A 26169-nucleotide genomic window follows, 5' to 3' on the forward strand; every position below is an offset into this window, starting at 1 on the left:
TTTGAAGTTCACGATGCGAAGTCGTGAGTGCAGGAAACCTGGAAGGCTCCGGCACGGTGACTACGATCCATAAAATCCACAAAAGTGAACATGCTCAACAAAATGAACAGAATTGAACAAGGCCTGCTTCCGCGAGTTGGCGTACTGCCAAACCTCGGCCTCGAGGCCGCTTGGGTGGCCCTACGGTTGGGTTGAGTCCCGCACCACGAGCGCCGGGGACAGGTTCACCCGCTGGAGCGCCGTGGTGCTCCCGAGCCTCGCTCCGATCCGGTTGAGGCACATCACCAAAGCCTGATGGCCGACGTCGTACTTTGGCGGTGCCACCGCCGTCAGCGGGACGGCACCCAAGGCGGCGATCTCGTCGTCATAGGAGATGATCGCCAAGTCTTCCGGAACGCGGATCCGGCGTTCCTGGCAGGCGCTCGCGAATTGGAGGGCGTCCTCGTCCGTGTGGACGATTGCGGCGGTCACGTGGTTCTCCGCGCACCAGTCCAGGATGCCGTCCACCACCAGCCGATGAGCCTGTGGATCATTCTGCGCGCGGGACATGGAGCGGACCATTGAGTCGCTCTCATCGTGCCCGGCGCGCCGCATGGCCAGGAGGTAGCCGTCGATCAGCTGCGGTGCCGTGGGGCTGTTTTCACGCAGGCACATCGCAATCTTCCGGTGTCCCAGTCCCAGCAGGTGGTTCACCGCGATTTCGGCGCCGTGGACGTGGTCGCTCCGGACAGATTCGAGCCGGCCGTGGTCCAGGGCGTTGTCGATGGACCGCTCCACCACAACCACGGGCACTTTCGCCTCGGCCAGCAACTCAAGAGTCTCCGTGCCCGCCAACGACTGCTCGCTCGGAGTCACCAGGATGCCGTCCACGCCGTGTTCGAAGAGCCTGCGGAGCTGGCGCCGTTCTTCGACTCCTGAATAGTTGGACACGCCCAGCACCAGCCGGACGCCCAACTCCTGGGCCGCCGCTTCGGCGCCGCGGATCACGCCGGGAAAGTAGTACGACGCCGATGGCACAATCATGCCGATCGTCGCCAGGGGACGCCTCCCGCCCGGCCGCCACGACGTGGATGGTTGCTGCGTTGGGTTCGGGGTGGCGGCGCGGCCACCGGCCAGGACCGCTCCGCCGTGGACCCTCTCGATCAAACCCTGTCCGGCGAGGAGGGCCAGATCCCTCCGCACCGTCATCCCGGAGGTCCCCAGCTTTGCCGCGAATTCGGCGGCGTTCACCGAACCGTGCAGGGCCAGTTCTTTCAAGATGAGCTGTTGACGATCCTCGGACAGCATGCGGTTCCCGCCTATCGAAGTTCACTTGTGTTCAGTTTGTTCATTATGGACTACGGGACAACCCGGCCGAACGTCCGAAGCCCCGGGATTCCGTTCGTTCACTTCTGTTCACCTCGCTCCGGAGGCTGTACAGCTGGCCTAGGGTAGGCAGGCAACGCCGCACAACGCAGGAGACCCATGGCTACCGGCTTCACCATGCCCCATCCGGACTACCAGCTGAGCCCCATCACCGGGTGGACCAGGGAGCACTGGCTCGCTTTCGCCGACCAACAGCTCCTGGCGGTGCGCCCGTACTTTTCCGAGGGCAAGGCCTTGATCCCTTTGGCGGGACGGCCGTCGTCGTCGGGCGTCCTGTCCGACGGCATGGAGGGCTTCGCGCGTACGTTCATGCTTGCCGCGTTCCGGGTGGCGGGGGAGCGGGGCGACGATCCCCATGGCCACCTCGCCCTGTACCGTGCCGGTCTCCTGGAGGGAACCCGGCCCGGCAGCGGCGAGGAGTGGTTGCCCATCAGGGACCGTTCACAACCCATCGTGGAGGCGGCATCGATAGTGCTGGGCCTCCAATTGACCAAGCCCTGGCTGTGGGACACGTTGTCCACAGCTGAGCAAGCCCAGGTGGCGGCCTGGTTGCAAGGTTCCTCGACCAGCACTTGTGTGGATAACAACTGGGTCTTGTTCCAAGTGCTCATCGCCGAATTCCTGGCCGGTGCTGGTCTTGAGCACAACGCGGGGCAGATCGAGCATGGACTGGAGCGCCTTGAAGACTGGTATGTGGGCGGAGGGTGGTACCGGGACGGCGACAATCACGGCACCGGCGATTTCTTCGACTATTACTGCGGTTGGGCCCTTCATTTGTACCCCGTGCTGTGGTCCGAGTTCGCGGCCGGACGCCATCCAGGGGCGGACGCCAAAGGTGAGCTGTACCGGACCCGCCTGGCCGCGTTCCTCGAGGACCACTTGGCTTTCTTCGGCGCAAACGGCGCCCCTGTCTTCCAAGGCCGGTCCCTGATTTACCGCTATGCCGCCGTCGCGCCTCTGTTCCTCGGCGAGGCCATCTGCGCCACGCCCCTGAACCCCGGGCAGACCCGCCGGATTGCCAGCGGTGCAGCGAAATACTTCCTGGACAACGGAGCGTACGACGGCGGCCTGCCGTCCCTCGGGTGGTTCGGCGCTTTTGAGCCGATGACCCAGGAGTACTCCGGTCCGGCGTCGCCGTATTGGACGTCGAAGGCGTTCGTCGGCTTGCTCCTGCCCGCCGATCATCCGGTGTGGACTGCTGTGGAGGAACCGTCGCCTGTGGAGAACGAAGACATGCTCAGGCGGGTGGAAGGGCCCAACTACCTCCTGCATTCAACTGGCGCTGACGGCGTGGCCCGCGTGCTGAACCACGGGAGCGACAAGTACTATGCGCCCGGCCCGGACGATCCGCAGTACCGGCGCCTGGCCTACTCGAGCCACACGGCCCCGCTCTTCACGGATTGTCCCGTGGACAACCATGTCGCCGTCCTCGACGCGTCCGGGACGCCGAGCCGCCGTGCCCGGATCAACCGCCTCGAGGCCGGATCCGGACAGGCGGCGAGTTGGCACGCTCCTGTATGGAGCGACGCGGACGATCCCGCGCAGTCCGCCTGGCGGATTGCCACGGGGACGGCGGCCGCCCACGGTTATGAGCTGCGCGTCCACGTGGTGGAAGGTCCCGGATCACCAGGGTTGGGCGTGCGGGAGGGCGGATATGCGTTGGCATCCGAAGTACCGGTGCAATCATCCGGGGAAGTCCTCTCGGCGGGCAATCTGCACACCCGTATGTGGCCGCTTCACGGCTACTCCTCAACAGGAGTCCTGACCATCGAGGGAGTTTCGCCACTGGGCACGTTCGCAGGCTGCCCCTACCTCGAAGGACCGCTCACCGGAGACCGCTCCGGTTTCGCTTCCCTGGTGTATCTCGGTGGTGAGCCGCCCGCCGGGGAGCCTGCCGCCGTCGAACTTCACCTCGACGGCGCGCTGATCGAGGCGTGTGTTGAATTGCCAGGTGGCCAGGAGCTCAAGGTGACTTTCGAGGCGCCGGCCAAATCTTGAGCAAATCTTGAGATGACCCGGCGTCGTTCTTGAGGACCCCGTCCGATGGTTGAACTGTCAGCCAAGCGGGCTGACGGGAACCCTTGGAAGGACTGCCGACATGCCTGACCAGATCATCCTCCCGTCCTCGAACACAGGTACGGCCCGCGCAGCGGCCGATTCCCGTCCTGGCGGAGCAGCGGAGGGATTCCACTCCGGTGGTGACGGCCAGAACCGCGCAGTGACGTCCGTCCGCGAGACGTTCAATCCCCTGGGTGTTGGCCTGCGGAGCATTTGGCCCCAATCCGTGTGCGGTTACTAGGTACTTCCGGAACGTGGCCTTGAGGGTGATCCGGTGGCACCATGGTGTGCACGCCATGATTGATCAGGAGGCTTGCCATCAAGGAAGAGATAAAGAAGGCCGCGGACGCGGCCGAGGAAGCTTCGAACTCGCGAGCCTTTGAAATAGCGGCCCGTTCGGGCTTCGCCGTCAGCGGCATCCTGCATGTGCTGATCGGCTTGATCGCGCTGCAACTGGCATTTGGCAACAGCGGAGAGGCTGATGTCTCCGGTGCCATCGCGCAACTGGCCTCCCAGCCATTCGGGCCGCTCCTGCTGTGGGTCTGTTTCGCGGCCTGTGCCGCGCTGGCCCTCTGGCAACTGACCAACGCGATCTTTGGCCACCGCAGGCAAACGAATCCCAAGCTGACCAAGCGTCTTTCGGAAGCGGGCCAGGGCATCGTCTTCGCAGGCTTGGCGTTGACCATCATGTCCTTCGCCGTGGGGCAGGCCAAGAACAGCCGTGAATCGACCAGCGACGGGACAGCCACGCTCATGCAGGCTCCCTTCGGGGTGGTATTGCTGGTGGCCGTCGGCGCCGGCATCATGATCGCCGGAGTTGTCTTTGCGGTCCGTGGTTTCACGCGGTCGTTCAAGAAAGACCTGGTCCTGTCCTCCCGTCAGGGTTTCCGGACCTTCCAGATAGTGGTTGGCACCGTGGGGTACATCGCCAAAGGCATCGCCCTGCTGCTGGTTGGTCTGCTGGTGGTCATTGCCACAGTGTCCGCCAGGCCCGAGCAATCAACCGGCCTGGACGGCAGCCTCAAGGCACTGAAGGAGCAGCCTTACGGGCCGTACCTGTTGGTGGCAGTGGCTGTTGGCCTGATCGCTTATGGCCTGTTCCTGATGGTGAAGGCCAAGACGATGCGCGCCTGACACGGTTTGCCGAAGGGCTGGAGGGGTACAGCCTCACTGAGAGGCACGTACCGGGCTGATCACGCGCCTGGTCCGTGAGTGCCGGCAGAGGGTGCTGCCACTGGACGACGTGCTCGCGCTGCTCCAGCCCCTAGGCTGACTGCCCCTCGGGCTCCACGGGAATCCAGAGTTGCCCGCTGCCGTGGGTTCCCCCGGGCTCTGCCCTGACGCTGAGCAACTCCGGCCCGGGTGCCCACCGGTAGGGGTTGGCCGGAAACCACTCCGTCGCTGCGTCCGCCCACAGCCGTTGCAATGCCTCGGGGAACTTTCCTTCCGTTTCGAACACCACCCACCATCCCTCCGGGACCTCGAGCACGTCGAAGCCATCCGGAGCGGGGGCGGTTTCGGTGGAGGCGACGGCGTGCCAATAGTCGAGCTCGCTGCCTTCGGCCCGGCCGTCGTCCAGGTTGTCCGTGACCGAGAGTGGCCCGCCGGGTTCGGTGTTGGACAGCCCGATGAGCCGTTTGGTGTCGGACGGATCAATGCTGCGTTGGAACTCGATGATGGCCGGATTGGGACCTTCGTGGACCAGCGGAACGCGGGTTTTTCGTCCGATCAACCGGAAGGCGGACTTGGTGACGATGCGGTGCTTCATGGCGGTATTCCCTTCGACGCGGAGGTGGAACCTCAACTGTGGTTGGGAATGGAGGACGGCTCCGGGCAGCCTGGCCTCCGACGGAGTCAATCCGTGAAAGGCCTTGAAGGCCCGGTTGAAGGCCTCCGCTGAGCTGTAGCCATACCGCACGGCAACGTCCAAGACAGTGGATCCCGCGATGACTTCCGCAGTGGCCGCCGTTAAGCGGCGCCTCCGGATGTACTCGGAGATCGGCAATCCAGCCAGGGAGGCGAACATGCGCCGGAAGTGGTACTCCGACGTCAACGCAGTCCTGGCCAGTGCTTTGGCATCGACCTCGGCGGTCAGGTCCTTCTCAATGAGCTCGATGGCCCTGTTCCACTCCTGCACGGGCACCTCCATTCCTGGCAATCACGCTACGGGGACGGCATGCGTCCCGCCCCGACTATCCTTGCCCGAAAGTATCAGGACACCTTGGACCACCGTACGGGCGTGGTGCGTAGAAGATGCTGGCAAGCAAGAACCCGGAGACAGGAACGGCTGCCTCCGGGTTCTCTTTGCGTGGTTTGGTTCCGCGGCCTACGGGTGTCCCGTGCCTGCGGCCTCATCATCCGGCTCGGACGAGAAAGGCCGATCCGCGGGGACGTCTTCGGTGTTCTTCTCGTCCAGCTCCGCATCGGCGGAAGGGACAGTCTTCTCGGCGTAGTCTCCTGCGGTGTAGTCGCCGCCGGCATCGTCCTTCAATGCCTCAGGAGAAGCACCTCCGGTTCCGTAATCGCCCTCGGGGTACTGGCCTTCCAGGTCTTCGTTGGTGCCGCCCGTGTTTTCGTCAGCCATGGTGTGCCCTTCGGTTGGTGACCATGCCCCAGATCAGCAGCACGATGATGGAACCGCCGATGGCCAGGAGCCAGGTCCGGATGGCGAAGAATTGCGTGAGTCCCTCGCCGAAGATGAGGCCTCCGATCCAGCCACCCAGCAGGGCGCCCACGACGCCGAGCAGGAGGGTTACCAGCCAGCCGCCGCCTTGGCGTCCCGGCAGGATCAGTTTGGCGATGGCGCCTGCCAGGAGGCCGAGCAAAAGAAATCCAAAGAAACCCATTTTTGCTCCTACTTTCTTGATGGTGAAAATTTCAGGAACCCGATGAAAAGGTGTTGATCACCGGGTTTTTTATATGGGTTCCCGGGCGCTGTGATTTTGACTTCGTCGCGACCCGGTAAATAGGGGGATGAAGTGGTGTCTGCAATGTGCGATTCATTTGTTAAATGCAGCCAAGAGCACTCCTGTCGATCTGTTTCGACGTCGGCACTACACCAGTAACGCTAGCCGCTCGCAGGGGTAACAGCAAGTAACCTGATTATTTCGTGGTCCGCGTTGCCGGAGGCTCCTGGCGATGCTGCATCTGCCCAGTTGGACCCCTATTTCTTGTCGAACAGGTCCTTCGCTGCATCCTTGACCTTCTCTCCGGCCTGCTTCAGGTTTGCGGAGGCCTGGTCTCCTTGGCCCTCTGCCTGCAGTTCCGGATCGCCAGTGGCCTCGCCGGTTTTCTCCTTGGCTTTTCCGCCCAGTTCTTCGGCGGCATTCTTGATCTTGTCACCCAGTCCCATGGTTTTCACTCCTCGGGTTGCGATGTCCTTGCCGGCGGTTTTCCGCTGGTTGGCATAAAAGTTTAGCCGCTGCGGGCAATTCGGCAAATGCGCCATCATTTGGCCCCCGAAACGTGCGTGACAGTGTGTCTTGGTGGGTACTAGGGTCAATAAGGGAAATGGCACCTCGAAAGGAGTGATTCCTGTGAAAGGGAAGATTTTGTTCGCGGCGGGTGTGGCTGTGGGCTACGTGTGGGGGTCCAAGTCCTGGCCGGAGGTGTACCGGCGGATCCGGGGAGGCTCGGAGAAGGTGTGGAAGAACCCGGACGTGCAGGAAAACGTCCACCACGCGGCCGAAACCGTCCAGGAATCAGTTCCGGACATCCTCGACAACCTTTACGCGGCCGGCAAGAAACTTATGGAGAAGGCCGAAACCATGTTCCCGGGGATTCTGGACTCCAAGAACGGCCAGCACTCCACAGGCGAGCCCGCCACGGTTCCTACGGTCAAAGGTGATGTGGTCTCCGATCCCGCGCTCGACGACACCACGGGCAGCGACTGGACGGGCGAGGGCGGGGCAGCTCCCGAAGGCCCGGCCACCAACACGCCGCCCAAGGCCTAGCCGGGGCAAGCCAGCCTGGCCGGGCCGCCTGTCAGTCCAGTCGGGCAGCGCTTCGGCCTGGCCGGGCCGCCTGTCAGTCCAGCCTGGCAGCGCCTCAGCCCAGCCGGGCCGGGCCGTTGGCGGCGCACCCAAGGCGATGGCCGGCGTCGGGCATTAACGCCCGACGCCGGCTCCTGCGTTAAGCGCTCCGCTCAACTGCCCTGAGGATCGCCTGGCCCAATTCAGCGGGCTTGGTGAACTGCGGCCAGTGTCCCGTGGGCAGGTCCACGAGCTCAACGTCGCGGATGCGGGCCAGTTCCTCGGTGAACGGATGCCCGGCGTCCATCATTTCGGTGAGCATGGCGGACGGGAATTCGCACGCGATGATCGTGGCCGGAACCTCGTAGCGGCGAACGTCGTGGAGACGCTGCTGGTCGTAGGCCACTCCCTTGGGCTGCGGAATGGCCCGTGCGCGGAACATGTCGCGGAGTTCGTCCGTCAGGTCCACCAGATCCGCGTCCTCGAAGCCTTCCCAAGGTGGCAGGGGAATGTCATCGCCATCATTGGGCAGTTCGTCGTTGATGACGGCACCCTCCCCGAGTGGTCCGCTGTCTACATAGATGGCGCGGGCAACCCGGTCCGGACGGGCATCTGCAATGCCGTGGATGATGGCGCCGCCGCCCGAGTGCCCCACCAGGACCACGTCACCGTCCAGCGAATCGACCTTTTCGATCACCGCATCGATGTGCGTCCGCAGGCCAATCCCGGACCGTAAAGCATCAACGGACTCCAAGCCCGGCAAAGTCAAGGGATGAATTGTGTGGCCCGCATCCACGAGGGCGGGTGTTACCTCCTGCCATGACGACGCGTCCAACCAGAAACCAGGTACCAGGATGATGTCCATGCCCCCGACCCTACGGGAGGCCACTGACAGAATGAACCCATTTTTTGCCGGATCGTTGCCTCGGCCAGGGAGGCAAGCCCCGTCTTCGCGCGAACTTGCCGGCGTCCAGGCGAACGATCCAGCAAAACCGACGCCGATAAACAGGGGGTTGACGCCATCAGCAAACCGCGCCATAGTTTTCGTATACGATTTCGTACCTGATAGCGAAGGGCAATCAGATATTTGGAGGGAGCGGTTCGTGACAGTGGAGTTCCGGACGCAGGAGTTGGGCCAGGTTGTGCTGGACCGGACGCGCAAGGTGATCGCGGTCCATATCAATTACCCGAGCCGTGCTGCCCAGCGTGGGCGGACCCCTGCGCAGCCGTCGTACTTCCTGAAGCCGTCGTCGTCGTTGGCGTTGGGTTCGGCGGATGCTCCGGGCACGGTGGAGCGTCCGGCCGGTTGTGAGCTGCTGGGTTACGAGGGTGAGATCGCGCTGGTGATCGGCAAGGCTGCCCGCCGCGTTGGTTTGGAAGACGCGTGGAGCCACGTCGAGTGGGTCACTGCTTCCAACGATCTGGGCGTGTACGACCTCCGTTACGCGGACAAGGGCTCGAACGTCCGGTCCAAGGGTGGCGACGGCTTCACTCCGGTCGGTCCGGCGCTGATCCCGGCCGACGCCGTGGACCCCGCACAGTTGCGGATCCGGACCTGGCACAACGGTGAACTCGTCCAGGACGACACCACCGAGGACCTCCTCTTTCCTTTTGCGCAGCTCGTCGCGGACCTCTCCCAACTTTTGACCCTCGAAGAGGGCGACATCATCCTCACCGGCACTCCCGCCGGAGCTTCCGTGGCTGTACCGGGGGACGTCGTCGAAATTGAGGTCACCGGAGGCGATTTCAGCACCGGACGCCTCACCACCAAGGTGACGGAAGGTACGACGCCGTTCGCGGACTTTGGTGCCCGCCCCAAGACCGATGACACCCAGCGGGAAGAGGCCTACGGTACCCGCGAAGCCGCTGGACTGGCACCGGACGCGCCCGATGCTTCCACCGCAAGCGTGCTGACCCCGGAGTTGAAGGCCAAGCTGGAATCCGTTGCCACGGCCACGTTGTCTTCGCAGCTGCGCAAGCGCGGCCTGAACAACGTGAGTATCGACGGCCTGCAGGCCACCCGCCCCGACCGCAAGGTGGTGGGCCTGGCCCGCACCCTGCGCTACGTTCCGAACCGCGAGGACTTGTTCAAGACCCACGGTGGTGGGTTCAACGCCCAGAAACGCGCGATTGATTCGGTGAACGAGGGCGAAATCCTTGTCATGGAAGCCCGCGGCGAAAAGGGCACGGGCACGGTGGGGGACATCCTGGCCCTGCGCGCCCAGGTCCGTGGTGCCGCGGCGATCATTACCGACGGCGGTGTCCGGGACTACTCGGCCGTGGCGGACCTGGACATGCCTACCTACTTCGCGAACCCGCACCCGGCTGTGCTGGGACGCCGGCACATCCCGTGGGACACGGACATCACCATCGCCTGCGGTGGAGCGACGGTGCAGCCCGGGGACATCATCGTTGCAGACTCCGACGGCATCCTGGTGATCCCTCCGGCCATCGCCGAGGAACTCGTGGATGACTGCATCGCCCAGGAAAAAGAGGAAGTCTTCATCTTCCAGATGGTCCAGGAAGGCAACAGCGTGGATGGCCTTTACCCGATGAATAAGGACTGGCAGGCCCGGTACGCCGAATGGCTGGCCAAACAAGGCCCGGAAGGAGCCCAAGGTGACTGAAACCGCCGTCGGGAGCAAATCCCAGCAGGCGTATGAGGCCGTGAAGGCCCGGATCGTGGAGGGCACCTACACGCCGGGGTACCGGCTGGTGCTCGCCAAGATCGCCGAGGACCTGGGCTTCAGCGTGGTCCCGGTCCGCGAAGCGATCCGCCGCCTCGAAGCTGAAGGACTGGTGAAATTCGAACGGAACGTCGGCGCGACGGTCTCCGGGATCGACCCCACCGAGTACCTGTACACGATGCAGACCCTGAGCATCGTGGAGGGGGCGGCCACGGCGCTCTCTGCTCCGTTGATCGACCCTGCGACGATCGCCCGGGCCCGTGCGGTGAATGCCGAGATGCGGGAGTGCCTGGAACATTTCGATCCCGTACGATTCACCACCCTGAACCAGGACTTCCACAGCGTCCTCTTTGAACACTGCCCCAACCCGCACATCCTTGACCTGGTCCACCGCGGCTGGAACCGGCTGGCGTCCCTGCGCTCGTCCACGTTCCGGTTCGTGCCCGGCCGTGCCCAGGAATCCGTGCGCGAACACGAGGCCCTGCTCCAGCTCATCGAGTCCGGAGCGGACGCCGACACCATCGAAAAAGCAGCCCGCCAACACCGCGCCGCCACCCTCGACGCCTATCTGGCAACCACCAACTAAAGGAACTCAACGATGACGACCTCCGTAGAAACCACCAAGCATTACGTTCCCGAGGATCTGCCCACGCACATCCAGCACTTCATCAACGGCGAGTTCGTTGATTCGGTCTCCGGCAAGACTTTCGATGCCCTGGACCCGGTGTCCAACCAGAACTACGCCACCGCCGCAGCAGGGCAGAAGGAAGACATCGACCTCGCTGTCGCCGCCGCCCGCGAAGCGTTCGTCAACGGCCCGTGGCCGAAGATGAAGCCACGCGAACGCGCCCGCGTGCTGAACAAGATCGCCGACGCCGTCGAGGCCCAGGAAGCCCGCCTCGCCGAGCTGGAGACGTTCGATACCGGCCTGCCGATCACCCAGGCCAAGGGCCAGGCACTGCGTGCTGCGGAGAACTTCCGGTTCTTCGCAGACCTGATCGTGGCGCAGTTCGACGATGCCATGAAGGTCCCGGGGTCGCAGATCAACTACGTCAACCGCAAGCCGATCGGCGTCGCCGGCCTGATCACGCCGTGGAACACCCCGTTCATGCTCGAGTCCTGGAAGCTCGCCCCGGCCTTGGCCACAGGTAACACCGTGGTCCTGAAGCCGGCCGAGTTCACCCCGCTGTCTGCATCGCTCTGGGCCACGATCTTCAAGGACGCCGGCCTGCCCGATGGCGTGTTCAACCTGGTCAACGGCCTGGGCGAAGAAGCCGGCGACGCGCTGGTGAAGCACCCCGAGGTCCCGCTGATCTCCTTCACCGGCGAAACCACCACCGGCCAGACGATCTTCCGAAACGCTGCTGCCAACCTCAAGGGCCTGTCCATGGAGCTCGGCGGCAAGTCTCCGTGCGTGGTCTTCGCCGATGCTGACCTGGATGCCGCGATCGACTCGGCCCTGTTCGGGGTGTTCTCGCTCAACGGCGAACGCTGCACCGCCGGGTCCCGGATCCTGGTTGAGCGGGCCGTCTACGCGGAGTTCTGCGAAAAGTACGCCGCCCGGGCCAAGAACATCGTGGTCGGTGACCCGCACGATCCCAAGACCCAGGTGGGTGCACTGGTCCACCCCGAGCACTACGCCAAAGTGGCATCGTACGTGGAGATCGGCAAGTCCGAAGGCCGCCTCCTTGCCGGCGGCGGCCGACCCGAGCACCTGCCGGAAGGCAACTACATCGCACCCACGGTGTTTGCCGACGTCGCACCTGACGCGCGGATCTTCCAGGAGGAAATCTTCGGTCCCGTCGTGGCCATCACCCCGTTCGAGAACGACGACGAGGCCCTCGCCTTGGCGAACAACACCAAGTACGGCCTGGCGGCCTACATCTGGACCCAGAACCTGACCCGGGCCCACAACTTCTCCCAGAATGTCGAGGCCGGCATGGTGTGGCTCAACAGCCACAACGTCCGCGACCTGCGCACCCCGTTCGGCGGCGTCAAGGCCTCCGGCCTGGGCCATGAGGGCGGCTACCGCTCCATCGACTTCTACACCGACCAGCAGGCCGTGCACATCACCCTCGGCTCTGTGCACACCCCCAAATTCGGCGCCTAACACGCAACCCTCGCCCAACTGAGTCGCAATAGTGCGCGTTTTGAGCCGTCATAACGCGCACAAATGCGACCCAGTTGGGTAACCACAAACAAACGCTTTCAACGAAGAGAGACCATCATGAGCAACCCCTTCACCGGCCCCATCCCCACCCCGACCGTCCCGGCCCCGGACATTGTCCGCTGCGCCTACATGGACATCGTGGTCACTGACCTGGCCAAGTCCCGCGAGTTCTACGTCGATGTCCTCGGACTGCACGTGACCGAGGAAGACGAGAACGCGATCTACCTGCGCTCCCTGGAAGAGTTCATCCACCACAACCTGGTCCTGCGCAAGGGCCCGGTGGCCGCGGTCGCCGCGTTCGCGTACCGGGTGAAGTCCCCGGCTGAGGTGGACGCCGCCGAGGCCTACTATCGCGAACTCGGGTGCCGGGTGGAGCGCCGGAAGGAAGGCTTCACCAAGGGCGTGGGCGACTCCGTCCGCGTCGAGGACCCGCTGGGCTTCCCGTACGAGTTCTTCTACGACGTGGAGCACGTCGAGCGCCTCACCCAGCGCTATGACCTGTACTCCGCCGGTGAACTGGTCCGCCTGGACCACTTCAACCAAGTCACCCCGGACGTCCCCCGCGGCCGGAAGTACCTCGAGGACCTCGGCTTCCGCGTTTCCGAAGACATCAAGGACGCCGACGGCGTCACCTACGCCGCGTGGATGCACCGCAAGCAGACCGTGCACGACACCGCCCTGACCGGCGGCAACGGACCCCGCATGCACCACGTCGCGTTCGCCACGCACGAGAAGCACAACATCATCCAGATCTGCGACAAGATGGGCGCCCTGCGCATCAGCGACCGGATCGAACGAGGCCCCGGCCGCCACGGCGTGTCCAACGCGTTCTACCTCTACATCCTGGACCCCGACGGGCACCGCATCGAGATCTACACCCAGGACTACTACACCGGCGACCCGGACAACCCCACCATCACCTGGGACGTGCACGACAACCAGCGCCGCGACTGGTGGGGCAACCCCGTCGTCCCGTCCTGGTACACCGAAGCCTCCCTCGTCTTGGACCTCGACGGCAACCCCCAACCGGTGATCGAACGCGAAGAGAAGTCCGAAATGGCCGTGACCGTGGGCGCCGACGGCTTCTCCTACACCCGACCCACCGAGGGCAACTCCGCCGAAGGATTCAAACTGGGAGCGCAGGTCTAAAACCATGCTGGACGCGAAGACGATCGAAGCCATTGCCGATGAACTGGTGGAAGCGGGCCGGAACCGCAAACCGGTGCCGCGGCTGACCGCCCGCTACCCGGAGATGACGGTGGAGGACTCCTACGCCGTGCAGCAGCTCTGGCGGCAGCGGAACGAGGAAGCCGGCCGCACGTTGGTGGGGCGGAAGATCGGACTCACGTCCAAGGCCATGCAGGCAGCCACGGGCATCACCGAGCCGGATTACGGTGCGATCTTCGATGACATGGTCTTCGAAACCGGCTGCTCCGTGGACTGGGACCAGTACACCCATCCGCGGGTTGAGGTGGAGTTGGCGTTCGTCCTCAAGGACTCGCTCAAGGGTCCCGGTTGCACCATTTTCGATGTCCTCAACGCCACCGATTACGTGGTTCCGGCCCTCGAGATCCTGGATTCCAGGATCGAAATGGAGGGCCGGACCATCGTGGACACCATCTCGGACAACGCGGCGATGGGCGCCATGGTGATCGGCGGACGCCCGGTGAAGCCCGACGCCGTGGACCTGCGCTGGGTCTCGGCGATCCTGTACAAAAACCAGACCGTCGAGGAAACCGGAGTCGCGGCCGGCGTGCTGGATCACCCGGCCAACGGAGTCCACTGGCTGGCCAACAAAATCGCCGCCCACGGGGACTCGATGAAGGCCGGAGATATCATCCTGGCGGGCTCGTTCACCCGGCCCCTCTGGGTGTACAAAGGTGATACCGTCCACGCTGATTACGGACCGTTGGGAGTTGTCACATGCCACTTCAACTGACCCCAACCTTCTACAGCGCGCTTGCGGAGGCGGACCGGCCGCTCACGGGAATGTGGGTGTGCTCCGGGAGCCCGCTCGTGGCTGAAATCTGTGCTGGTTCTGGCCTGGATTGGCTCCTGATCGACGCCGAGCACAGCCCCAACGGCCTCGAATCGATCCTGTCCCAGCTCCATGCAGTGAGCGGATACCCGCTGCAGGTCATGGTCCGGCCCCCGGTCAACGACACCGTGGTGATCAAGCAGTACCTGGACCTCGGGGTGCAGAACCTGCTGATCCCGATGGTGAACAGCGCTGAAGAGGCCGCTGCCGCCGTCGCCGCCGTCCGTTACCCGCCCCACGGGGTTCGCGGGGTCGGCTCCGCGCTGGCCCGGGCCTCCCGCTGGAACAGGGTTCCGGACTATCTCGCCACGGCATCGGAAACCATCAGCCTCACCGTCCAGATCGAATCCGAGGCCGCCGCGTCCGCCGTGGAAGAGATCCTCGCTGTCGACGGCGTGGACGGCATCTTCCTCGGCCCCTCGGACCTCGCAGCGTCCATGGGCCTGCTGGGACAGCAGGAAAACCCGTTGGTGAGGGCCGTCGTCGAGCATTGCCTGGAAGCCGCGAAAGCGGCAGGCAAGCCCGCCGGCGTCAATGCCTTCAACCCGGACACCGCCCGCGCGTATCTCGACGCCGGAGCCTCCTTCGTTTTGGTTGGTGCGGATGTCGCCGTGCTCGCCCGCGCGTCGGAGGGTTTCGCGAAGACGTTCATCCCGGCGTCGGAGAAGGCCGAGCGGGACAGTTACTGACCCTCGGGTAGGCTCGAAGGATCTACAGCCTGAGGGGGCAGAGCTATGAAGAGCCGTGTGTTGTTGGTGTGTGCCGTGTTGGCCGCACTTGTTGCGTGCACGCCGCAGCCGGCCGGATTGAAGGTGCTGGACCGGGAGACGACGGCGGAGGACACGTTGCCGGGTTCCGTGGGTCTTTCCGGTGTGGATTTCGAGGTGGAGCCCGGGTCGACCCGGCTGCTCGCTACCTACCACGATGTGAAGTACTACGCCGGCAGGAGCAAAACCGCCGGCGCCGTGTGTTTGACAGTGGTCCCGGCGGGACTTCCCGAACGGTGGGTGACCGGTTGCGCGGCGGCCGGGGTCGCCCAGCGGATTGTCACTGTCACCAGCGTCGACGGTTCAGAGTCCACCTTGGTCAACGACGGCGTGGACACTTCCCGCCCTGAGTTCCAGGGACTCACCAAGATCCACGACAACGTCCTGGTCAGCCCCCGGTAGCTATTTCCGGGCCATGTACCACTCCGTGAACTCGCGTGCCCGCCCGTCCTCGGCGAACCGGATGACCCACAGGTTGTCGTAGGCGGGTTGGCCGTTGAGATAGGTGGTCAGGCCCTGGACGAACGCAGTGTCGCCGTCCTGGCCCAGGAGGGTCCACTCGAAGGTCCAGTCCTCGGGTTTATCGGAGGAATCGCCCGTCCACTCGTTCACGATTGCCTCGTGCCCGCGCCAGGCCTCCTTGTCTTGGGGCCGGGTGTTGTAGACGGCATCCTCGGTAAACAAAGCCTTGATGTCTTCCGGCTCGTTCGAGGTCCACGCGCGTTGGTACAGGTCCATCCACGAATTCACGTCGCTCATCACTCTGTTCTACCGGCGCGACCGCCGGGAGACAACGGTCCGTCCTACTGGCCGCGCGGACGTACGACGGCGGTCCGCCGGCTTCCGCTGCCTTCCCGCCTTGTGCGGTGCCTGCAGTGTGTGGGGGAGTGCGCAGCCCGCCCTTAAGTAGCGCGGGCGATGCCACGGGTGGAGCGGCGGATGTGGTCCGGCGTCAGGCCGGTCAGCGAAGCGAGTTCAAGGTCGTCGCACACCTGGTTGCGCAAAGCCAGGACGATCAGTGCTTCCCGGCGCTCGGTGATCTGCCCCCGATGGTGTTCGGCCGCCTGCAACTCCTGGCTCTTGGCCTTGAGCGCATCCAGTTGGGCCTGGCGGGGGAGGCCGCTCACGTGCAGATCGTCATAAGCCAAAGCGATGGTTCGGACGGTGCGGAGGTTCTCCCCGGTGACTGCTGCGACGGTGGCCAGCGACAGTCCGTCCTCCACAGCCTGCGCGATCAGGTCGTTCCTGGCCGCAGTCAGCGTCCTGATGGAACTGGCGGCGTGTGAGAGGAGCTGCCGATGGACGCCCAGCGCGTGCGTGAGTTTGGCGTGCTCGGCGTCGGGCGTTGAAACGGGCCGCACCTTGGAGTTGGCGCGGTAGGTGTAACGCCCCGCGGCCGAACGCCCCTGGACCTGGTGCGGCTCACCGGACCGTGCCGAACCCGTCTGGATCGTGGGTGATGCCGCAGCCGGGTGCTGGGATGGCCGGGTTCGCGCTGGCATGGGCTCCCTTTCACAGAGGATTCGGACACTGCTGACCCCTCGAATCTAGGCACCGTTCACCCGCCCGTGGAAATACCAATACCGCGTGAACCCATAAGCAAAGTGCATGGATGCGGGCCCCTATGCGCCTCATCATGCGCTTTCAGGCTCGGTTAACCCATAAAGAGACCCACGTCATAAGGCCCCCTTATGAATCCACGCACATTAGGTCTTATCCACGGCACCCCGGACGTACTTAGTCTCGAACAAAGGGATCCGCGAATCCGCGCGTCCCGAGTTCCACATTCCTGGAGGAGACATGTCCGAGTTCCTGCCGGCGTCGAGGGTCACCCGCATCAAGGCCTCAGCCAGCGTCGCCGCGGCCGCCCGCGTCCGCGAATTGAAAGCTGAAGGCATCCCGATCATCGACCTGACCGTCGGCGAGCCGGACTTCGACACCCCGGACCACATCAAGGCCGCCGCGATCGAGGCAATCAACGCAGGCGAGACCAAGTACACCTCGGTGACAGGCACTCCTGAACTGCAGGAAGCCATCCTGAACAAGATCCAGCGGGACACCGGTCACAGCTACGAAGGCAATCAGCTGACCATCGGCGGCGGCGCCAAGCAGGTCCTTTACGTGGCGCTCATGGCGTCCCTCAACGAGGGCGACGAAGTCATTGTCCCCGCCCCGTTCTGGGTGTCCTACCCGGACATGGTCCTGGCCAACGACGGCACTCCCGTGATCGTTCCGTGCGGCGAGGAAACCGGCTTCAAGCTCACCCCGGCCGCACTCAAGGAAGCCATCACCCCCAAGACCAAGTGGCTCATCCTCAACGCACCATCCAACCCCACCGGTGCCGTCTACTCCCGTGAGGAACTCCAGGCCCTCGGCGCCGTCCTCGAAGCAAACCCGCACGTCTTCGTCCTCACCGACGAGATCTACGACGAGGTGTATTTCGGCGAAGGCCGCGTCACCAGTTTGGTCACGGCAGCCCCGGCGCTGAAGGACCGCATCCTGCTGGTCAACGGCGTGTCCAAGGCGTATGCCATGACGGGCTGGCGCCTGGGCTACGGCGTGGGGCCGGCTCCGCTGATCGCAGCGATGAACAAGCTGCAGTCGCAAACGTCTTCTTGCCCGTCGTCGATCAGCCAGGCGGCCGCAGCCGCCGCGCTCAACGGTGACCAGTCCTTCGTTCGCGACAGTGTGGAGGTTTACCGCAAGCGCCGCGATGCCGCCGTCGAGGGTTTGAACGCCATCAACGGCTTGTCCGTTGCGCCGGCGGAAGGCGCGTTCTACGCCTACGTGAACTGCTCCGGCGTGATCGGCAAGACCGCGCCCGACGGCCGTGTTATCGGCAACGACCAGGACTTCACGCTCTACCTGTTGGACGCTGCCCGCGTGGCCGTCATCCAAGGCTCGGCCTACGGCCTGGGCCCGTACTTCCGGATCTCCTTCGCCACCTCGCTGGAGACCATCAACGCCGGCGTGGACTCCATCCGCGACGCCGTCAACGCCCTCAACTAGAAAGATTCAGGAAATGATCCACGTCAAGACCAAGTTCGAGCGCCCCGACGCCGATGTCGTCGCCCGCCTCGCTGCCTTTTCGTCAGCGACGATCCACGAGGCCCAAGGCCGCCGCGGTGCACTGAGCTCCAAGATCAAGCCGATCGACCGCTCCATGTCCTTCTGTGGCCCGGCCGTCACCGTCGCCTGCGCTCCCCAGGACAACCTCATGCTCCAGGTGGCCATCCACTACGCCCAGGCCGGCGACGTCGTCCTGGTCGGCGCGCAGGAAATGGCCGAGGCCGGCACGTTCGGCGACGTCCTGGGCAACGCCATGAAAGCCAAGGGCATCGCCGCGATGGTCACGGATTCCGGTGTCCGCGACACCCAGGACCTGATCGAACTGGGCCTGCCCGTGTTCTCCGGCAGCGTGTCCATCAAGGGCACCGTCAAGGAAACCCTCGGCCCGATCAACCACCCGATCGTCTTCGGCGACGAAATCATCTACCCGGGCGACATCCTCCGCGGCGACGCGGACGGTGTAGTGGTTGTCCGTCGCGAAGAGGCCGAGGAAGTCATCGCACTCTCCCAGGCCCGCGACGACCACGAGCGCGAGCTCATCAAGCTCTACCACGACGGTGGCAACACCATCGAGCTCTGCGGCCTGACCGAGAAGCTCAAGCAGAAGGGCCTGCTGGTCGAGGACTAGATCCCACGCCACAGGGCCGGTCACCACGGTGACCGGCCCTTTTGGCGTTGGCTTGTGCAGGCTGCTGGCTGCTGGCTGCGCGGCCGGCGCGGTTCGTGGGCGGCGTGGCGGTGCCGCGTGGCAGGGCGCAATCCGGTGCCCAGCGCCGGGCACAAGTAGGCGCCGCACAAGTAAGGCGCCTTGCCTGGACTGTGGGTCCGGCAGGGCGCCTTGGGTGCGGTGCGGCGGTGATTGGATTGACGTACGACGGCGGCTGGCCGGGTTCGGCGGTGCCGTACGACGGCGGCTGGCCGGGTTTGGCGGTGCCGTACGACGGCGGCTGGCTGGGTTTGGCAGGCCGCCCGCCGGGGGCGTGGGAGTCTAGTCGAGGCCCGCGTGTCCGGGGCGGGTGTCCACGAGGTGCCATTCGATGCTGTTTCCGGCGTGTGCCGGCATCAGGCTGCCTTCGAAGACGAACAAGGGTTCGCCGACTCCGCCGATGGGACGCCAGAAACCATTCCGAGGGCAGTGAAATCCGGTACGTGCGCTGATCGTTCCGCGGGTTGGATTGGAAACCCACCCGGTCGAGTTGATCTTTTTCACCGTTCTATCCTTTGAACAGGCCCGCGATTCCGTGAGCTGTATTTCGAATTTCTTGTTAATTCGATATTAGGTAACTCACACGGTTTTGAATAAGACCAAAGCTGTCTGTCCGGATAAGACTTTGTTATGGATGCGCGGGCAGCTGCACGGGGTCCGTTCCGTACTTCGAGATCAACTGTTGGTGCAGCATCTCCTTGACCACCAGGAGCACGGCCGAGGCAGCCTCGGAGAGCGGCTCATGGTCCGGGGTGCAGAGGGCAATCTTGCTTTGCAGCCCGGGTTCGACGATCCGCAGCACCTTGAAGTCCTGGTCCGGGAACAGGGCATCGGCCGCCGATTTGGGGACCACGGTTCCACCCAGGTTTGCCCTGATGAGGCGCGTGAGCGAGGGGACGGACTCCACTTCGCCCACCAGCCGGAGCTCGAGGCCCTGGTCTGCCATGCCCTTCTCGATGATCTGGCGCAAGGTGTGGTTCTTTTCTGGCAGGAAGAGCCCCACCGAGCTGGCTTCCTTGAGGGTAATGGTGCTCTTGCCATGGGTCAGGTCCACGTCAGGGTGGACCACCAGGTGGAGGTCCTCCACGATCATGGTGGTGAACTGCACGCCCCGGATCTTCCCGGGCTCGTAGATGAGTGCCATGTCCAGGCGGCCATTCTTGATGGCCTCGCTGAGGACGCCACCGAAGATCTCGGTCAGGTGGACCACGATGTCCGGGTAGCGCCGCCCCACTTCGCTGATGATCTGGGGCGTCAGGCTGGAAGCCATGCTGTACGGGGCGATCGCGATGGAGACGCGCCCGGACGGTGCTGCGCCCGATGTTGCAACGTCCTGCCTGGCCTGCTCAACCAGGCGAAGGATGGACTGGGCGTGGCGGTACAGCGTGTGGCCCGCGGCCGTGGGTTCCACCCCTTGCTTGCTGCGGATCAGCAGGCGTTGCTTGAGGTCCGTTTCCAGCGCGGAGACCTGTTGGCTCAGCGCCGGCTGCGCCACGTGCAGGGCCGCAGCGGCCTTGGTGATGCTCCCTGAATCGACGATTTGGACGAAGTATGAAAGCTTCCGCGTGTCCATGGATCTACCTTCCTTGGGAGTCACGAGTGCCGGGTGGGGGAGTCCCAGGGTGGCAAGTCCCGATGATCAAATATAGCGGCACTGCCAGCGCGTGGTTGGTGGGACCGCGGACACAGCCCACGGTGGTGCACGTCATAACGGAGAGCTATCACGGGATAGCTATTAGGTCTTTGTGCAACGTGGTTGACCAGTGCGAGACTTTTGGAAAGAACTTGCGGCAACGTTTGGGAATTCCAGCAGCGATTGCCATTCTCCGGAAATTATCCTTTGCCTTTCTGAAGGCTGTTTATTGTCCGGACCATATTTGCAGAACCACGGAAAGAGAACCACGTGAACCGGATGATTGATCTTGTTGCGGATCTCGGAGAAGGATTCGGCGCCTACACCATTGGCGACGACTCGGAACTCCTGGAGATCGTCTCAAGCGCCAATATCGCATGCGGGTTCCACGCCGGCGATCCGGACATCATGGCAGCAACTGTGGCCGAGTGCGTGCGGCGCGGAGTTGGCATCGGAGCACACCCGAGCTTTCCCGACCTCCGCGGCTTCGGTCGCAGGGACATGGGCCTTTCTGCGGGCGAAGTCCAGAACGATGTCTTGTACCAAATGGGCGCCCTGAATGGTTTCGCGGCCTTCCACGGCACCAAGGTGACCCACCTTGCGCCCCACGGACGCTTGGGCAACCTGGTTGCCGTCCGCGCCGACTACGCAAAGGCCGTCGCTGACGCAGCTGCCCGCGTGGACAACGAACTCATCGTCGTGGCGCAGGAAGGTGAACTCGCCAAAGCCTCCCGTGAAGCAGGGCTGGATGTCGCGATCGTCGGCATTGTGGACCGCGCCTACCAGGAAGACGGCACGCTGGTTCCCCGCAGCCAGCCCGGCGCCGTCCTCCACGACCCCGCAGAAATCGTGGAGCGGACCCTCCGCATGGTCGTCGAAGGGAAGCTCCGCTGCGCCAACGGCGTAGACATGGACATCGACGTGGACACGGTCCTCCTGCACGGCGACAACCCCGGCGCCGTGGACCTCGCCCGCTTGATCCGCTCCGAGCTGATCGCAGCCGGCGTGCGCATTGCTCCGCTGGCTGAGGTCATGGATGCCAAGAGGAAGGCGGCTTGACATGTCCGTCCTGACAGTGGCTCCCACCGAGATCTACGAATCGGGTGATTCCGCGCTCCGGGTGGTAGCGATCTCGGCAGCCAGCGAAGACAACTGGATGACGGTCCACCGCTTGGCTGACTGGCTGGAGGACTGCGGTGCCGAGGGCCTTCATGCTGCGGTTCCCACCTACGACTCCGTGCTGGTTGAGTTCGATCCCGTGATGGTGTCCGCCGGCCAGATGCGCGCCTTCGTCAAGCTTGGACTGGGCCAACTCGGCAGATCCGCAGGTTCTCCGGCGTCTCCCCGTGAGTTCGACGTTCCCGTGATCTACGGCGGCGAATTTGGCCCGGACCTGGAGAAAGTTGCCGACTACCAAGGCATCTCAACCGAGGACGTCATCCGCCTCCACACCGAAAAGACGTACACCATCCGTTGCCTGGGAGCACCCGCCGGTTCCCCCATGATGGACGGGCCGGCATTCCCCAAGCCCGTGCCCCGCCTGAAGGATCCGCGCCTCAGCGTTCCAGCCGGCGCTGTCTCGGTTGCCGGTCGCCAAGCCGTCATTGCCCCGGCAGTGGCACCAGGTGGCTGGTGCGTCATCGGCCAGACTCCCTTGACCGTGCTCAACATCCGCCGCGAACCGCTGGTCCCGTACAAGCCGGGCGATATCCTCCGGTTCCGCCAGATCGCCGCGGAGGACTTTGACGCGCTGGCCGGCAACGAACTGGCACCCCGGGAAGCGGAGGCACGGCCATGATCGGCGAAATCCGCATCCAGCAGCCCGGCAATTCAGTAGTTACAGACCTGGGCCGCTTCCGGGGACCACGGTTCGGGCTGCCCGTGAACGGTGCACTTGATCAATACTCCGCTCGTGCGGCCAACATCCTTGCCGGCAACCTGGACAACGAACCCCTCGTGGAGATCACTGCCCTCGATTTCCGGATGACCACCACCGTAGACATCCTGATCGCGGTCACCGGTGCACCCTTGACGCTCACTGTCGGTGGGCGCCCGTGCAGCCAGTGGGAGCCGGTTTCGGTCCGTGCCGGTGAGTCGGTTTCCATCCGTGGCATTCACAGCGGCCTCCGCGCCTACCTGGCAATTCACGGTTCGGTGGAAGCGGAGACACTGCTGGACAGCGTCGCTCCGGACACCGTGGTGGGCTTCGGCCTGCAGCTCAAAGAAGGAACCACCCTTGCCACCAGGCGCACGGTCGGTCCGGTGCGGCAACCCTACTTCGACCTCCCGCTCTTCCGGTTGAATCTTGAGCGGCCCAGCATGGGACCGAACCTGTTCGTCGACGTAACCGACGGGCCGGACGTGACCGAATTCGGTGAGTCCGGTGAGTTGCTCTTCACCTCCGAGTACACCGTCAGCGGCCGCAGCAACCACATCGGCCTGCGTCTTGGCGGTGAACTGCCGGAAAGAACCTCAAGCGGCGAGGTGCTTTCCCGAGGTGTGCCAGTGGGCGCCGTCGAGGTTCCCTCAAGGGAAGAATTGCTGGTCCTGCACCGCGGACGCGGCGTCACCGCCGGGTATCCCGTCCTTGCAGTGGTCACCAGCAACGGACTGGATGTCCTGGCCCAGGCGCGGCCGGGGGACAAGGTCCGGTTCCGCAAGACTTCGGTGGCAGAAGCAACTGCCGCCCATCGACGCTCGCGTTCCCAGCTTGAAATCCTCCGCGAATCCGTCACCACCGTTTTTGGACTCCTCGGCATTGGATGCCGGCCCCAATGGCAGGACTTGCCGGTTGCGGCATGCAGCTGAAGAACCTGTCCTCGTAACCCGTAGGCGTTGCTACGTTCATCCCCAGTAAGGAAAAGTCATGACCGCACCAGCAAATGCTGCGCCGGAGCAGCATGAGCGGCTCACAGGCCGCCAAACCCGCAAGGTTGTCACCGCAGGTTGTGTTGGCATCTTCGTGGAACTGTACGACAACGGCATTTTCGCCTTCATGGCGGGAACGCTGGCACTCGTGTTCCTGGCCCCCGGAAACCCGGACAACGCCCTGCTCTTTGTGTTCGCGGGCTACGCGGTCTCCTTCTTCGTCCGTCCGCTCGGCGCCATTGTGTGCGGCTACCTCGGCGACCGGATCGGCAGGCAGAAGCTACTGGTCTTCGTGATCATGCTCATCAGCATCGCCACCGCCGGCATCGGCCTGCTTCCGCCCTATGCGGCCATCGGCATTGCTGCCCCTATCCTGCTGGTCCTCCTGCGCCTCGTTCAGGGCTTCTCCGTGGGCGGCGAAGCCGCCGGCGCCATGACCTTTCTTGCTGAGCACGCCCCCGAGGGCAAGCGCGGCATCATCACCTCCTACGCCCAGATCGCGTCCTTCGCGGCACTGCTCACCGGTACCTTGGTTGCCTACGCCATGTCCCCGTGGCTCACCCAGGCAGCGATCGACGGCGGCGGCTTCGGTTCCTTCGCATGGCGCATCCCGTTCCTGGTCGCCATCCCCATGGGCATCATCGGCTGGTACATCCGCAAGGCCATCAGCGACACCCCCAACTTCGAAAAGCTCAAGGAAGAGGGCGGCCTGTCGAAGAACCCGCTCAAGGAAGCCCTGGCCAGCCCGGTCCACCGCCGCGCCATGCTCCTGGCACTCTTCATTCCGCTGATGAACGGCTCCGGCTACTACGTTCTCTTCTCCTACATGCCCACGTTCCTCAAGGGCAAGCAACTCAACTTCACCATCGGCGAAGCCCTGCTGGTAACCGCCTGCAGCCTCGTGGTGATCTGCATTGCCATCCCGTTCATGGGCGCCCTTTCCGACCGCTTGGGACGCAAGAAAGTCATTGCCGGTTCGGCCATCGCCATGGCTGTCCTTGGCATCCCGTCCTACGCGCTGATCGCCACCGGCCAGATGGGCCTCGCCATCCTTGGTGCCTGCATCATGGCGGTCATCTTTGCCGGCCACACCGCTGTGATCCACATCCTGCTCGTAGAACTTTTCCCCACCCGCGTCCGCTACTCCGCCTACGGCGTGGGCTACAACATCTCCTCGGCCCTGTTCGGTGGTACCGCACCGCTGCTCATGACCTGGCTGATCAGCAGCACCAACAACATCTACATGCCGGCCTTCTATGCAGTGGTCACCGCCTTGGGCACGCTCATTGCGGTCAGCACCGTCAAGGATCGCGCGCACGAACCACTGCGCGACGCCTAAGTATCTACAACCGGCGGGTGCTGTCGCTGAGCGATGGTGCCCGCCCCTTTTCCCACCTTTTTGGAGGATCCCATGTCTTTTTCCGATTACACCACCGCCCTGGTCACGGGTGCGTCCACCGGTATGGGCGCCGCGATCGCTGAGCGCCTGGCCAAGCGCGGCCTCACGGTCCACGCGGTGGCCCGGAACGAGGAACGCCTGGCCGAACTGGCCGAGCGCACCGGTGCTGTCCCGCACGTGGTGGACCTGACCGACACCGCCGCGCTGGCCGCCGCCGTCGGGGACCTCAAAGTGGACGTGCTGGTCAACTGCGCCGGGGTGTCCCGTCCCGGGAACATCCTGGATTCCTCTGAACAGGACATTGACGAACTGGTGGACGTGAACCTGCGCGGGCTGCTCCAGCTCACCCGCCTGGTCCTGCCGGGCATGGTGGAACGGGACCTGGGCCACGTGGTGAACATCAGCTCCATCGCCGGGCTGTACAACTTCTACGGCCACACGGTCTACCACGCCACCAAGGCCGCGGTGCACCAGATCTCCCGCCAGTTGCGCAACGACACCGTGGGCAAGCGCATCCGTGTCACCGAGATCTGCCCGGGCCGGGTGGAGACGGAGATCTTCGGCCGGAACATGGGCGGCTCCCCGGAGGCCATGGAAGAGGCGTGGAAGACGTACTACGAGGGCTACGAATCCCTTACCACCGACGACATCGTCAACGCCCTGGACTACGCGATCGAAACCCCGCGCCACGTGAACGTGGGCATGCTCGAACTCATGCCCACCTTCCAGGTCCCCGGCGGACTCACCTTCGACCGGCGCTAACCCCTCCCCGGCGCTGAACCCGTTCCGGCGCTGAACCCTTTCCGGCGCTGTCACTTTCCAGTGCAGCGCTCCCACAGGTTCCGGTGGCACACACTCCCGTCACCGGAAAGCACAAGCTGGCGGCCGCGTCCCACGCGGCCGCCAGCACCCGTATTACTACCCGCTTGAGCACCCCGAAGCCAACCCGCAGTCCGGGTTTGACGCGCATCCCGGGGTCAACTCGCATCCGCGCTGAATGAAAGTCACAGCATGAGAAGGGCACTGTGCCTCGCTGACCGCAAAGACTGGGACGCAGAGGATTTCGACAACTTGGATAACAACCGGCAGGAACCCCGCCGGCAGCAATTCGTGTGCCTCGCCTGCGGAGGCAAGGCAATCTTCCGCTCCGCAGGAAACACCCGCAAAGCAACCTTCAGCGCGCGGCACCTCTCCGATTGCTGCCTGAATGCCCAGGCTTGGACCGTGTTCCGGTACCTGCAGTAGGCGCGCGTACCGGGGGATTGTTCCTACGTCCGGCAATCACGCGCCCCTGTGGCCATGCCGCTCGGCGAAAGCGTTCGACGGCGGGTACGCGCCCCGGTGGCCATGCCGCTCGGCGAAAGCGTTCGACGGCGGGTACGCGCCCCGGTGGCCATGCCGCTCGGCGAAAGCGTTCGACGGCGGGTACGCGCCCCGG

29 protein-coding genes are annotated in these 26169 nt (G+C 64.3%); 19 read left to right on the forward strand and 10 right to left on the reverse strand.

Features of this window, described 5'->3' with window-relative positions:
• Window positions 1-180: 180 nt before the first annotated feature.
• Window positions 181-1287: a substrate-binding domain-containing protein gene (locus tag ACIPY3_RS09745; RefSeq protein WP_400333179.1), complete on the reverse strand. Its 1107-nt coding sequence runs from the start codon at window positions 1285-1287 to the stop codon at window positions 181-183.
• A 177-nt stretch (window positions 1288-1464) separates the two neighbouring features.
• Here ACIPY3_RS09745 and ACIPY3_RS09750 point away from each other — a divergent pair, with 177 nt between their 5' ends.
• The 3 genes from ACIPY3_RS09750 (at window position 1465) to ACIPY3_RS09760 (ending at window position 4557) form a co-directional block, all read left to right on the forward strand.
• A complete protein-coding gene (locus tag ACIPY3_RS09750; protein ID WP_400333181.1) occupies window positions 1465-3363 on the forward strand; it encodes a DUF2264 domain-containing protein in 1899 nt (632 codons plus the stop codon).
• Between the two features lie 100 nt (window positions 3364-3463).
• Window positions 3464-3664, forward strand: a complete 201-nt coding sequence (locus tag ACIPY3_RS09755) for a hypothetical protein (protein ID WP_400333184.1) — start codon at window positions 3464-3466, stop codon at window positions 3662-3664.
• Between the two features lie 59 nt (window positions 3665-3723).
• Window positions 3724-4557, forward strand: coding sequence for a DUF1206 domain-containing protein (locus ACIPY3_RS09760; RefSeq protein WP_400333187.1), 834 nt, complete (start codon window positions 3724-3726; stop codon window positions 4555-4557).
• 130 nt (window positions 4558-4687) lie between these two features.
• Here the strand turns inward: ACIPY3_RS09760 and ACIPY3_RS09765 are convergent, their stop codons facing one another.
• The 4 genes from ACIPY3_RS09765 to ACIPY3_RS09780 all read right to left on the reverse strand — a co-directional run bounded on the left by ACIPY3_RS09765 (window position 4688) and on the right by ACIPY3_RS09780 (window position 6775).
• Window positions 4688-5560 (reverse strand): helix-turn-helix domain-containing protein, encoded by an 873-nt coding sequence (locus ACIPY3_RS09765; RefSeq protein ID WP_400333190.1) that lies wholly within the window; start codon window positions 5558-5560, stop codon window positions 4688-4690.
• Between the two features lie 189 nt (window positions 5561-5749).
• The gene (locus ACIPY3_RS09770) at window positions 5750-6007 is read right to left on the reverse strand and encodes a hypothetical protein (protein ID WP_400333193.1); all 258 of its coding nucleotides are present in this window, start codon (window positions 6005-6007) and stop codon (window positions 5750-5752) included.
• Window positions 6000-6269: a GlsB/YeaQ/YmgE family stress response membrane protein gene (locus tag ACIPY3_RS09775; RefSeq protein ID WP_397324495.1), complete on the reverse strand. Its 270-nt coding sequence runs from the start codon at window positions 6267-6269 to the stop codon at window positions 6000-6002. Before ACIPY3_RS09775 ends, ACIPY3_RS09770 begins: the two co-directional genes overlap by 8 nt.
• 317 nt (window positions 6270-6586) lie before the next feature.
• The gene (locus ACIPY3_RS09780) at window positions 6587-6775 is read right to left on the reverse strand and encodes a CsbD family protein (protein WP_397324497.1); all 189 of its coding nucleotides are present in this window, start codon (window positions 6773-6775) and stop codon (window positions 6587-6589) included.
• 184 nt (window positions 6776-6959) lie between these two features.
• On the opposite strand from ACIPY3_RS09780, the gene ACIPY3_RS09785 reads away from it, so the two are divergent.
• Entirely contained in the window at window positions 6960-7376 is a 417-nt protein-coding gene (locus ACIPY3_RS09785) for a hypothetical protein (RefSeq protein ID WP_400333196.1), read from the forward strand.
• A 178-nt stretch (window positions 7377-7554) separates the two neighbouring features.
• On the opposite strand, the gene ACIPY3_RS09790 is transcribed toward ACIPY3_RS09785, so the two are convergent.
• Window positions 7555-8259 (reverse strand): alpha/beta fold hydrolase, encoded by a 705-nt coding sequence (locus tag ACIPY3_RS09790; RefSeq protein ID WP_400333199.1) that lies wholly within the window; start codon window positions 8257-8259, stop codon window positions 7555-7557.
• 238 nt (window positions 8260-8497) lie between these two features.
• On the opposite strand from ACIPY3_RS09790, the gene ACIPY3_RS09795 reads away from it, so the two are divergent.
• The 7 genes from ACIPY3_RS09795 (at window position 8498) to ACIPY3_RS09825 (ending at window position 15458) form a co-directional block, all read left to right on the forward strand.
• Complete coding sequence (locus ACIPY3_RS09795; protein WP_400333202.1) at window positions 8498-10021, forward strand: fumarylacetoacetate hydrolase family protein; 1524 nt, start codon at window positions 8498-8500, stop codon at window positions 10019-10021.
• Complete coding sequence (locus ACIPY3_RS09800; protein WP_397324501.1) at window positions 10014-10667, forward strand: GntR family transcriptional regulator; 654 nt, start codon at window positions 10014-10016, stop codon at window positions 10665-10667. Before ACIPY3_RS09795 ends, ACIPY3_RS09800 begins: the two co-directional genes overlap by 8 nt.
• A gap of 12 nt (window positions 10668-10679) precedes the next feature.
• The gene (gene hpaE / locus ACIPY3_RS09805) at window positions 10680-12191 is read left to right on the forward strand and encodes a 5-carboxymethyl-2-hydroxymuconate semialdehyde dehydrogenase (RefSeq protein ID WP_400333205.1); all 1512 of its coding nucleotides are present in this window, start codon (window positions 10680-10682) and stop codon (window positions 12189-12191) included.
• Between the two features lie 117 nt (window positions 12192-12308).
• Entirely contained in the window at window positions 12309-13400 is a 1092-nt protein-coding gene (gene hpaD, locus ACIPY3_RS09810) for a 3,4-dihydroxyphenylacetate 2,3-dioxygenase (RefSeq protein WP_400333208.1), read from the forward strand.
• A gap of 4 nt (window positions 13401-13404) precedes the next feature.
• Window positions 13405-14190: a 2-oxo-hept-4-ene-1,7-dioate hydratase gene (gene hpaH / locus ACIPY3_RS09815; RefSeq protein ID WP_400333211.1), complete on the forward strand. Its 786-nt coding sequence runs from the start codon at window positions 13405-13407 to the stop codon at window positions 14188-14190.
• Complete coding sequence (locus ACIPY3_RS09820) at window positions 14175-14978, forward strand: HpcH/HpaI aldolase/citrate lyase family protein (protein ID WP_400333214.1); 804 nt, start codon at window positions 14175-14177, stop codon at window positions 14976-14978. Before hpaH ends, ACIPY3_RS09820 begins: the two co-directional genes overlap by 16 nt.
• A 45-nt stretch (window positions 14979-15023) precedes the next feature.
• On the forward strand, window positions 15024-15458 hold the full coding sequence (locus tag ACIPY3_RS09825) for a hypothetical protein (RefSeq protein ID WP_400333216.1): 435 nt from the start codon (window positions 15024-15026) through the stop codon (window positions 15456-15458).
• Here the strand turns inward: ACIPY3_RS09825 and ACIPY3_RS09830 are convergent, their stop codons facing one another.
• Entirely contained in the window at window positions 15459-15815 is a 357-nt protein-coding gene (locus tag ACIPY3_RS09830) for a nuclear transport factor 2 family protein (protein ID WP_400333219.1), read from the reverse strand.
• A 143-nt stretch (window positions 15816-15958) separates the two neighbouring features.
• Entirely contained in the window at window positions 15959-16558 is a 600-nt protein-coding gene (locus tag ACIPY3_RS09835; RefSeq protein ID WP_400333222.1) for a hypothetical protein, read from the reverse strand.
• A gap of 298 nt (window positions 16559-16856) precedes the next feature.
• Here ACIPY3_RS09835 and ACIPY3_RS09840 point away from each other — a divergent pair, with 298 nt between their 5' ends.
• The gene (locus ACIPY3_RS09840; protein ID WP_400333225.1) at window positions 16857-18065 is read left to right on the forward strand and encodes an aspartate transaminase; all 1209 of its coding nucleotides are present in this window, start codon (window positions 16857-16859) and stop codon (window positions 18063-18065) included.
• Window positions 18066-18078: 13 nt separating this feature from the next.
• Window positions 18079-18753: a 4-carboxy-4-hydroxy-2-oxoadipate aldolase/oxaloacetate decarboxylase gene (locus ACIPY3_RS09845; protein WP_400333228.1), complete on the forward strand. Its 675-nt coding sequence runs from the start codon at window positions 18079-18081 to the stop codon at window positions 18751-18753.
• Window positions 18754-19113: 360 nt separating this feature from the next.
• On the opposite strand, the gene ACIPY3_RS09850 is transcribed toward ACIPY3_RS09845, so the two are convergent.
• On the reverse strand, window positions 19114-19335 hold the full coding sequence (locus tag ACIPY3_RS09850) for a hypothetical protein (RefSeq protein WP_397324515.1): 222 nt from the start codon (window positions 19333-19335) through the stop codon (window positions 19114-19116).
• Window positions 19336-19459: 124 nt separating this feature from the next.
• Window positions 19460-20404 (reverse strand): LysR substrate-binding domain-containing protein, encoded by a 945-nt coding sequence (locus tag ACIPY3_RS09855; protein ID WP_400333231.1) that lies wholly within the window; start codon window positions 20402-20404, stop codon window positions 19460-19462.
• Window positions 20405-20734: 330 nt separating this feature from the next.
• On the opposite strand from ACIPY3_RS09855, the gene ACIPY3_RS09860 reads away from it, so the two are divergent.
• The 6 genes from ACIPY3_RS09860 (at window position 20735) to ACIPY3_RS09885 (ending at window position 25976) form a co-directional block, all read left to right on the forward strand.
• Window positions 20735-21523, forward strand: a complete 789-nt coding sequence (locus ACIPY3_RS09860) for a LamB/YcsF family protein (protein ID WP_400333233.1) — start codon at window positions 20735-20737, stop codon at window positions 21521-21523.
• Between the two features lies 1 nt (window position 21524).
• Complete coding sequence (locus ACIPY3_RS09865) at window positions 21525-22262, forward strand: allophanate hydrolase subunit 1 (RefSeq protein ID WP_400333238.1); 738 nt, start codon at window positions 21525-21527, stop codon at window positions 22260-22262.
• Window positions 22259-23272, forward strand: a complete 1014-nt coding sequence (locus ACIPY3_RS09870; RefSeq protein WP_400333244.1) for a biotin-dependent carboxyltransferase family protein — start codon at window positions 22259-22261, stop codon at window positions 23270-23272. The genes ACIPY3_RS09865 and ACIPY3_RS09870 overlap by 4 nt, the downstream gene beginning before the upstream one ends.
• Window positions 23273-23330: 58 nt before the next feature.
• Window positions 23331-24671: an MFS transporter gene (locus tag ACIPY3_RS09875; RefSeq protein WP_400333246.1), complete on the forward strand. Its 1341-nt coding sequence runs from the start codon at window positions 23331-23333 to the stop codon at window positions 24669-24671.
• A gap of 72 nt (window positions 24672-24743) precedes the next feature.
• Window positions 24744-25493 carry an SDR family oxidoreductase gene (locus ACIPY3_RS09880; RefSeq protein WP_400333249.1) on the forward strand — a complete coding sequence of 250 codons (750 nt, stop codon included), beginning with the start codon at window positions 24744-24746 and terminating at the stop codon, window positions 25491-25493.
• 249 nt (window positions 25494-25742) lie between these two features.
• A complete protein-coding gene (locus ACIPY3_RS09885; RefSeq protein WP_400333252.1) occupies window positions 25743-25976 on the forward strand; it encodes a hypothetical protein in 234 nt (77 codons plus the stop codon).
• The last annotated feature ends 193 nt before the right edge of the window (window positions 25977-26169 follow it).

Source organism: Paenarthrobacter sp. NPDC089714, from assembly GCF_044748905.1.
GTDB lineage: Bacteria > Actinomycetota > Actinomycetes > Actinomycetales > Micrococcaceae > Arthrobacter.

What these genes read in the sequence shown, in the direction of transcription:
- ACIPY3_RS09745 (WP_400333179.1), bottom strand. Translation starts at nt 1,287, where the DNA reads ATGCTGTCCGAGGATCGTCAACAGCTCATCTTGAAAGAACTGGCCCTG.
- ACIPY3_RS09750 (WP_400333181.1), top strand. Translation starts at nt 1,465, where the DNA reads ATGGCTACCGGCTTCACCATGCCCCATCCGGACTACCAGCTGAGCCCC.
- ACIPY3_RS09755 (WP_400333184.1), top strand. Translation starts at nt 3,464, where the DNA reads ATGCCTGACCAGATCATCCTCCCGTCCTCGAACACAGGTACGGCCCGC.
- ACIPY3_RS09770 (WP_400333193.1), bottom strand. Translation starts at nt 6,007, where the DNA reads ATGGCTGACGAAAACACGGGCGGCACCAACGAAGACCTGGAAGGCCAG.
- ACIPY3_RS09775 (WP_397324495.1), bottom strand. Translation starts at nt 6,269, where the DNA reads ATGGGTTTCTTTGGATTTCTTTTGCTCGGCCTCCTGGCAGGCGCCATC.
- ACIPY3_RS09780 (WP_397324497.1), bottom strand. Translation starts at nt 6,775, where the DNA reads ATGGGACTGGGTGACAAGATCAAGAATGCCGCCGAAGAACTGGGCGGA.
- ACIPY3_RS09790 (WP_400333199.1), bottom strand. Translation starts at nt 8,259, where the DNA reads ATGGACATCATCCTGGTACCTGGTTTCTGGTTGGACGCGTCGTCATGG.
- hpaE (WP_400333205.1), top strand. Translation starts at nt 10,680, where the DNA reads ATGACGACCTCCGTAGAAACCACCAAGCATTACGTTCCCGAGGATCTG.
- hpaD (WP_400333208.1), top strand. Translation starts at nt 12,309, where the DNA reads ATGAGCAACCCCTTCACCGGCCCCATCCCCACCCCGACCGTCCCGGCC.
- hpaH (WP_400333211.1), top strand. Translation starts at nt 13,405, where the DNA reads ATGCTGGACGCGAAGACGATCGAAGCCATTGCCGATGAACTGGTGGAA.
- ACIPY3_RS09820 (WP_400333214.1), top strand. Translation starts at nt 14,175, where the DNA reads ATGCCACTTCAACTGACCCCAACCTTCTACAGCGCGCTTGCGGAGGCG.
- ACIPY3_RS09825 (WP_400333216.1), top strand. Translation starts at nt 15,024, where the DNA reads ATGAAGAGCCGTGTGTTGTTGGTGTGTGCCGTGTTGGCCGCACTTGTT.
- ACIPY3_RS09830 (WP_400333219.1), bottom strand. Translation starts at nt 15,815, where the DNA reads ATGAGCGACGTGAATTCGTGGATGGACCTGTACCAACGCGCGTGGACC.
- ACIPY3_RS09835 (WP_400333222.1), bottom strand. Translation starts at nt 16,558, where the DNA reads ATGCCAGCGCGAACCCGGCCATCCCAGCACCCGGCTGCGGCATCACCC.
- ACIPY3_RS09840 (WP_400333225.1), top strand. Translation starts at nt 16,857, where the DNA reads ATGTCCGAGTTCCTGCCGGCGTCGAGGGTCACCCGCATCAAGGCCTCA.
- ACIPY3_RS09845 (WP_400333228.1), top strand. Translation starts at nt 18,079, where the DNA reads ATGATCCACGTCAAGACCAAGTTCGAGCGCCCCGACGCCGATGTCGTC.
- ACIPY3_RS09855 (WP_400333231.1), bottom strand. Translation starts at nt 20,404, where the DNA reads ATGGACACGCGGAAGCTTTCATACTTCGTCCAAATCGTCGATTCAGGG.
- ACIPY3_RS09865 (WP_400333238.1), top strand. Translation starts at nt 21,525, where the DNA reads ATGTCCGTCCTGACAGTGGCTCCCACCGAGATCTACGAATCGGGTGAT.
- ACIPY3_RS09870 (WP_400333244.1), top strand. Translation starts at nt 22,259, where the DNA reads ATGATCGGCGAAATCCGCATCCAGCAGCCCGGCAATTCAGTAGTTACA.
- ACIPY3_RS09875 (WP_400333246.1), top strand. Translation starts at nt 23,331, where the DNA reads ATGACCGCACCAGCAAATGCTGCGCCGGAGCAGCATGAGCGGCTCACA.
- ACIPY3_RS09880 (WP_400333249.1), top strand. Translation starts at nt 24,744, where the DNA reads ATGTCTTTTTCCGATTACACCACCGCCCTGGTCACGGGTGCGTCCACC.
- ACIPY3_RS09885 (WP_400333252.1), top strand. Translation starts at nt 25,743, where the DNA reads ATGAGAAGGGCACTGTGCCTCGCTGACCGCAAAGACTGGGACGCAGAG.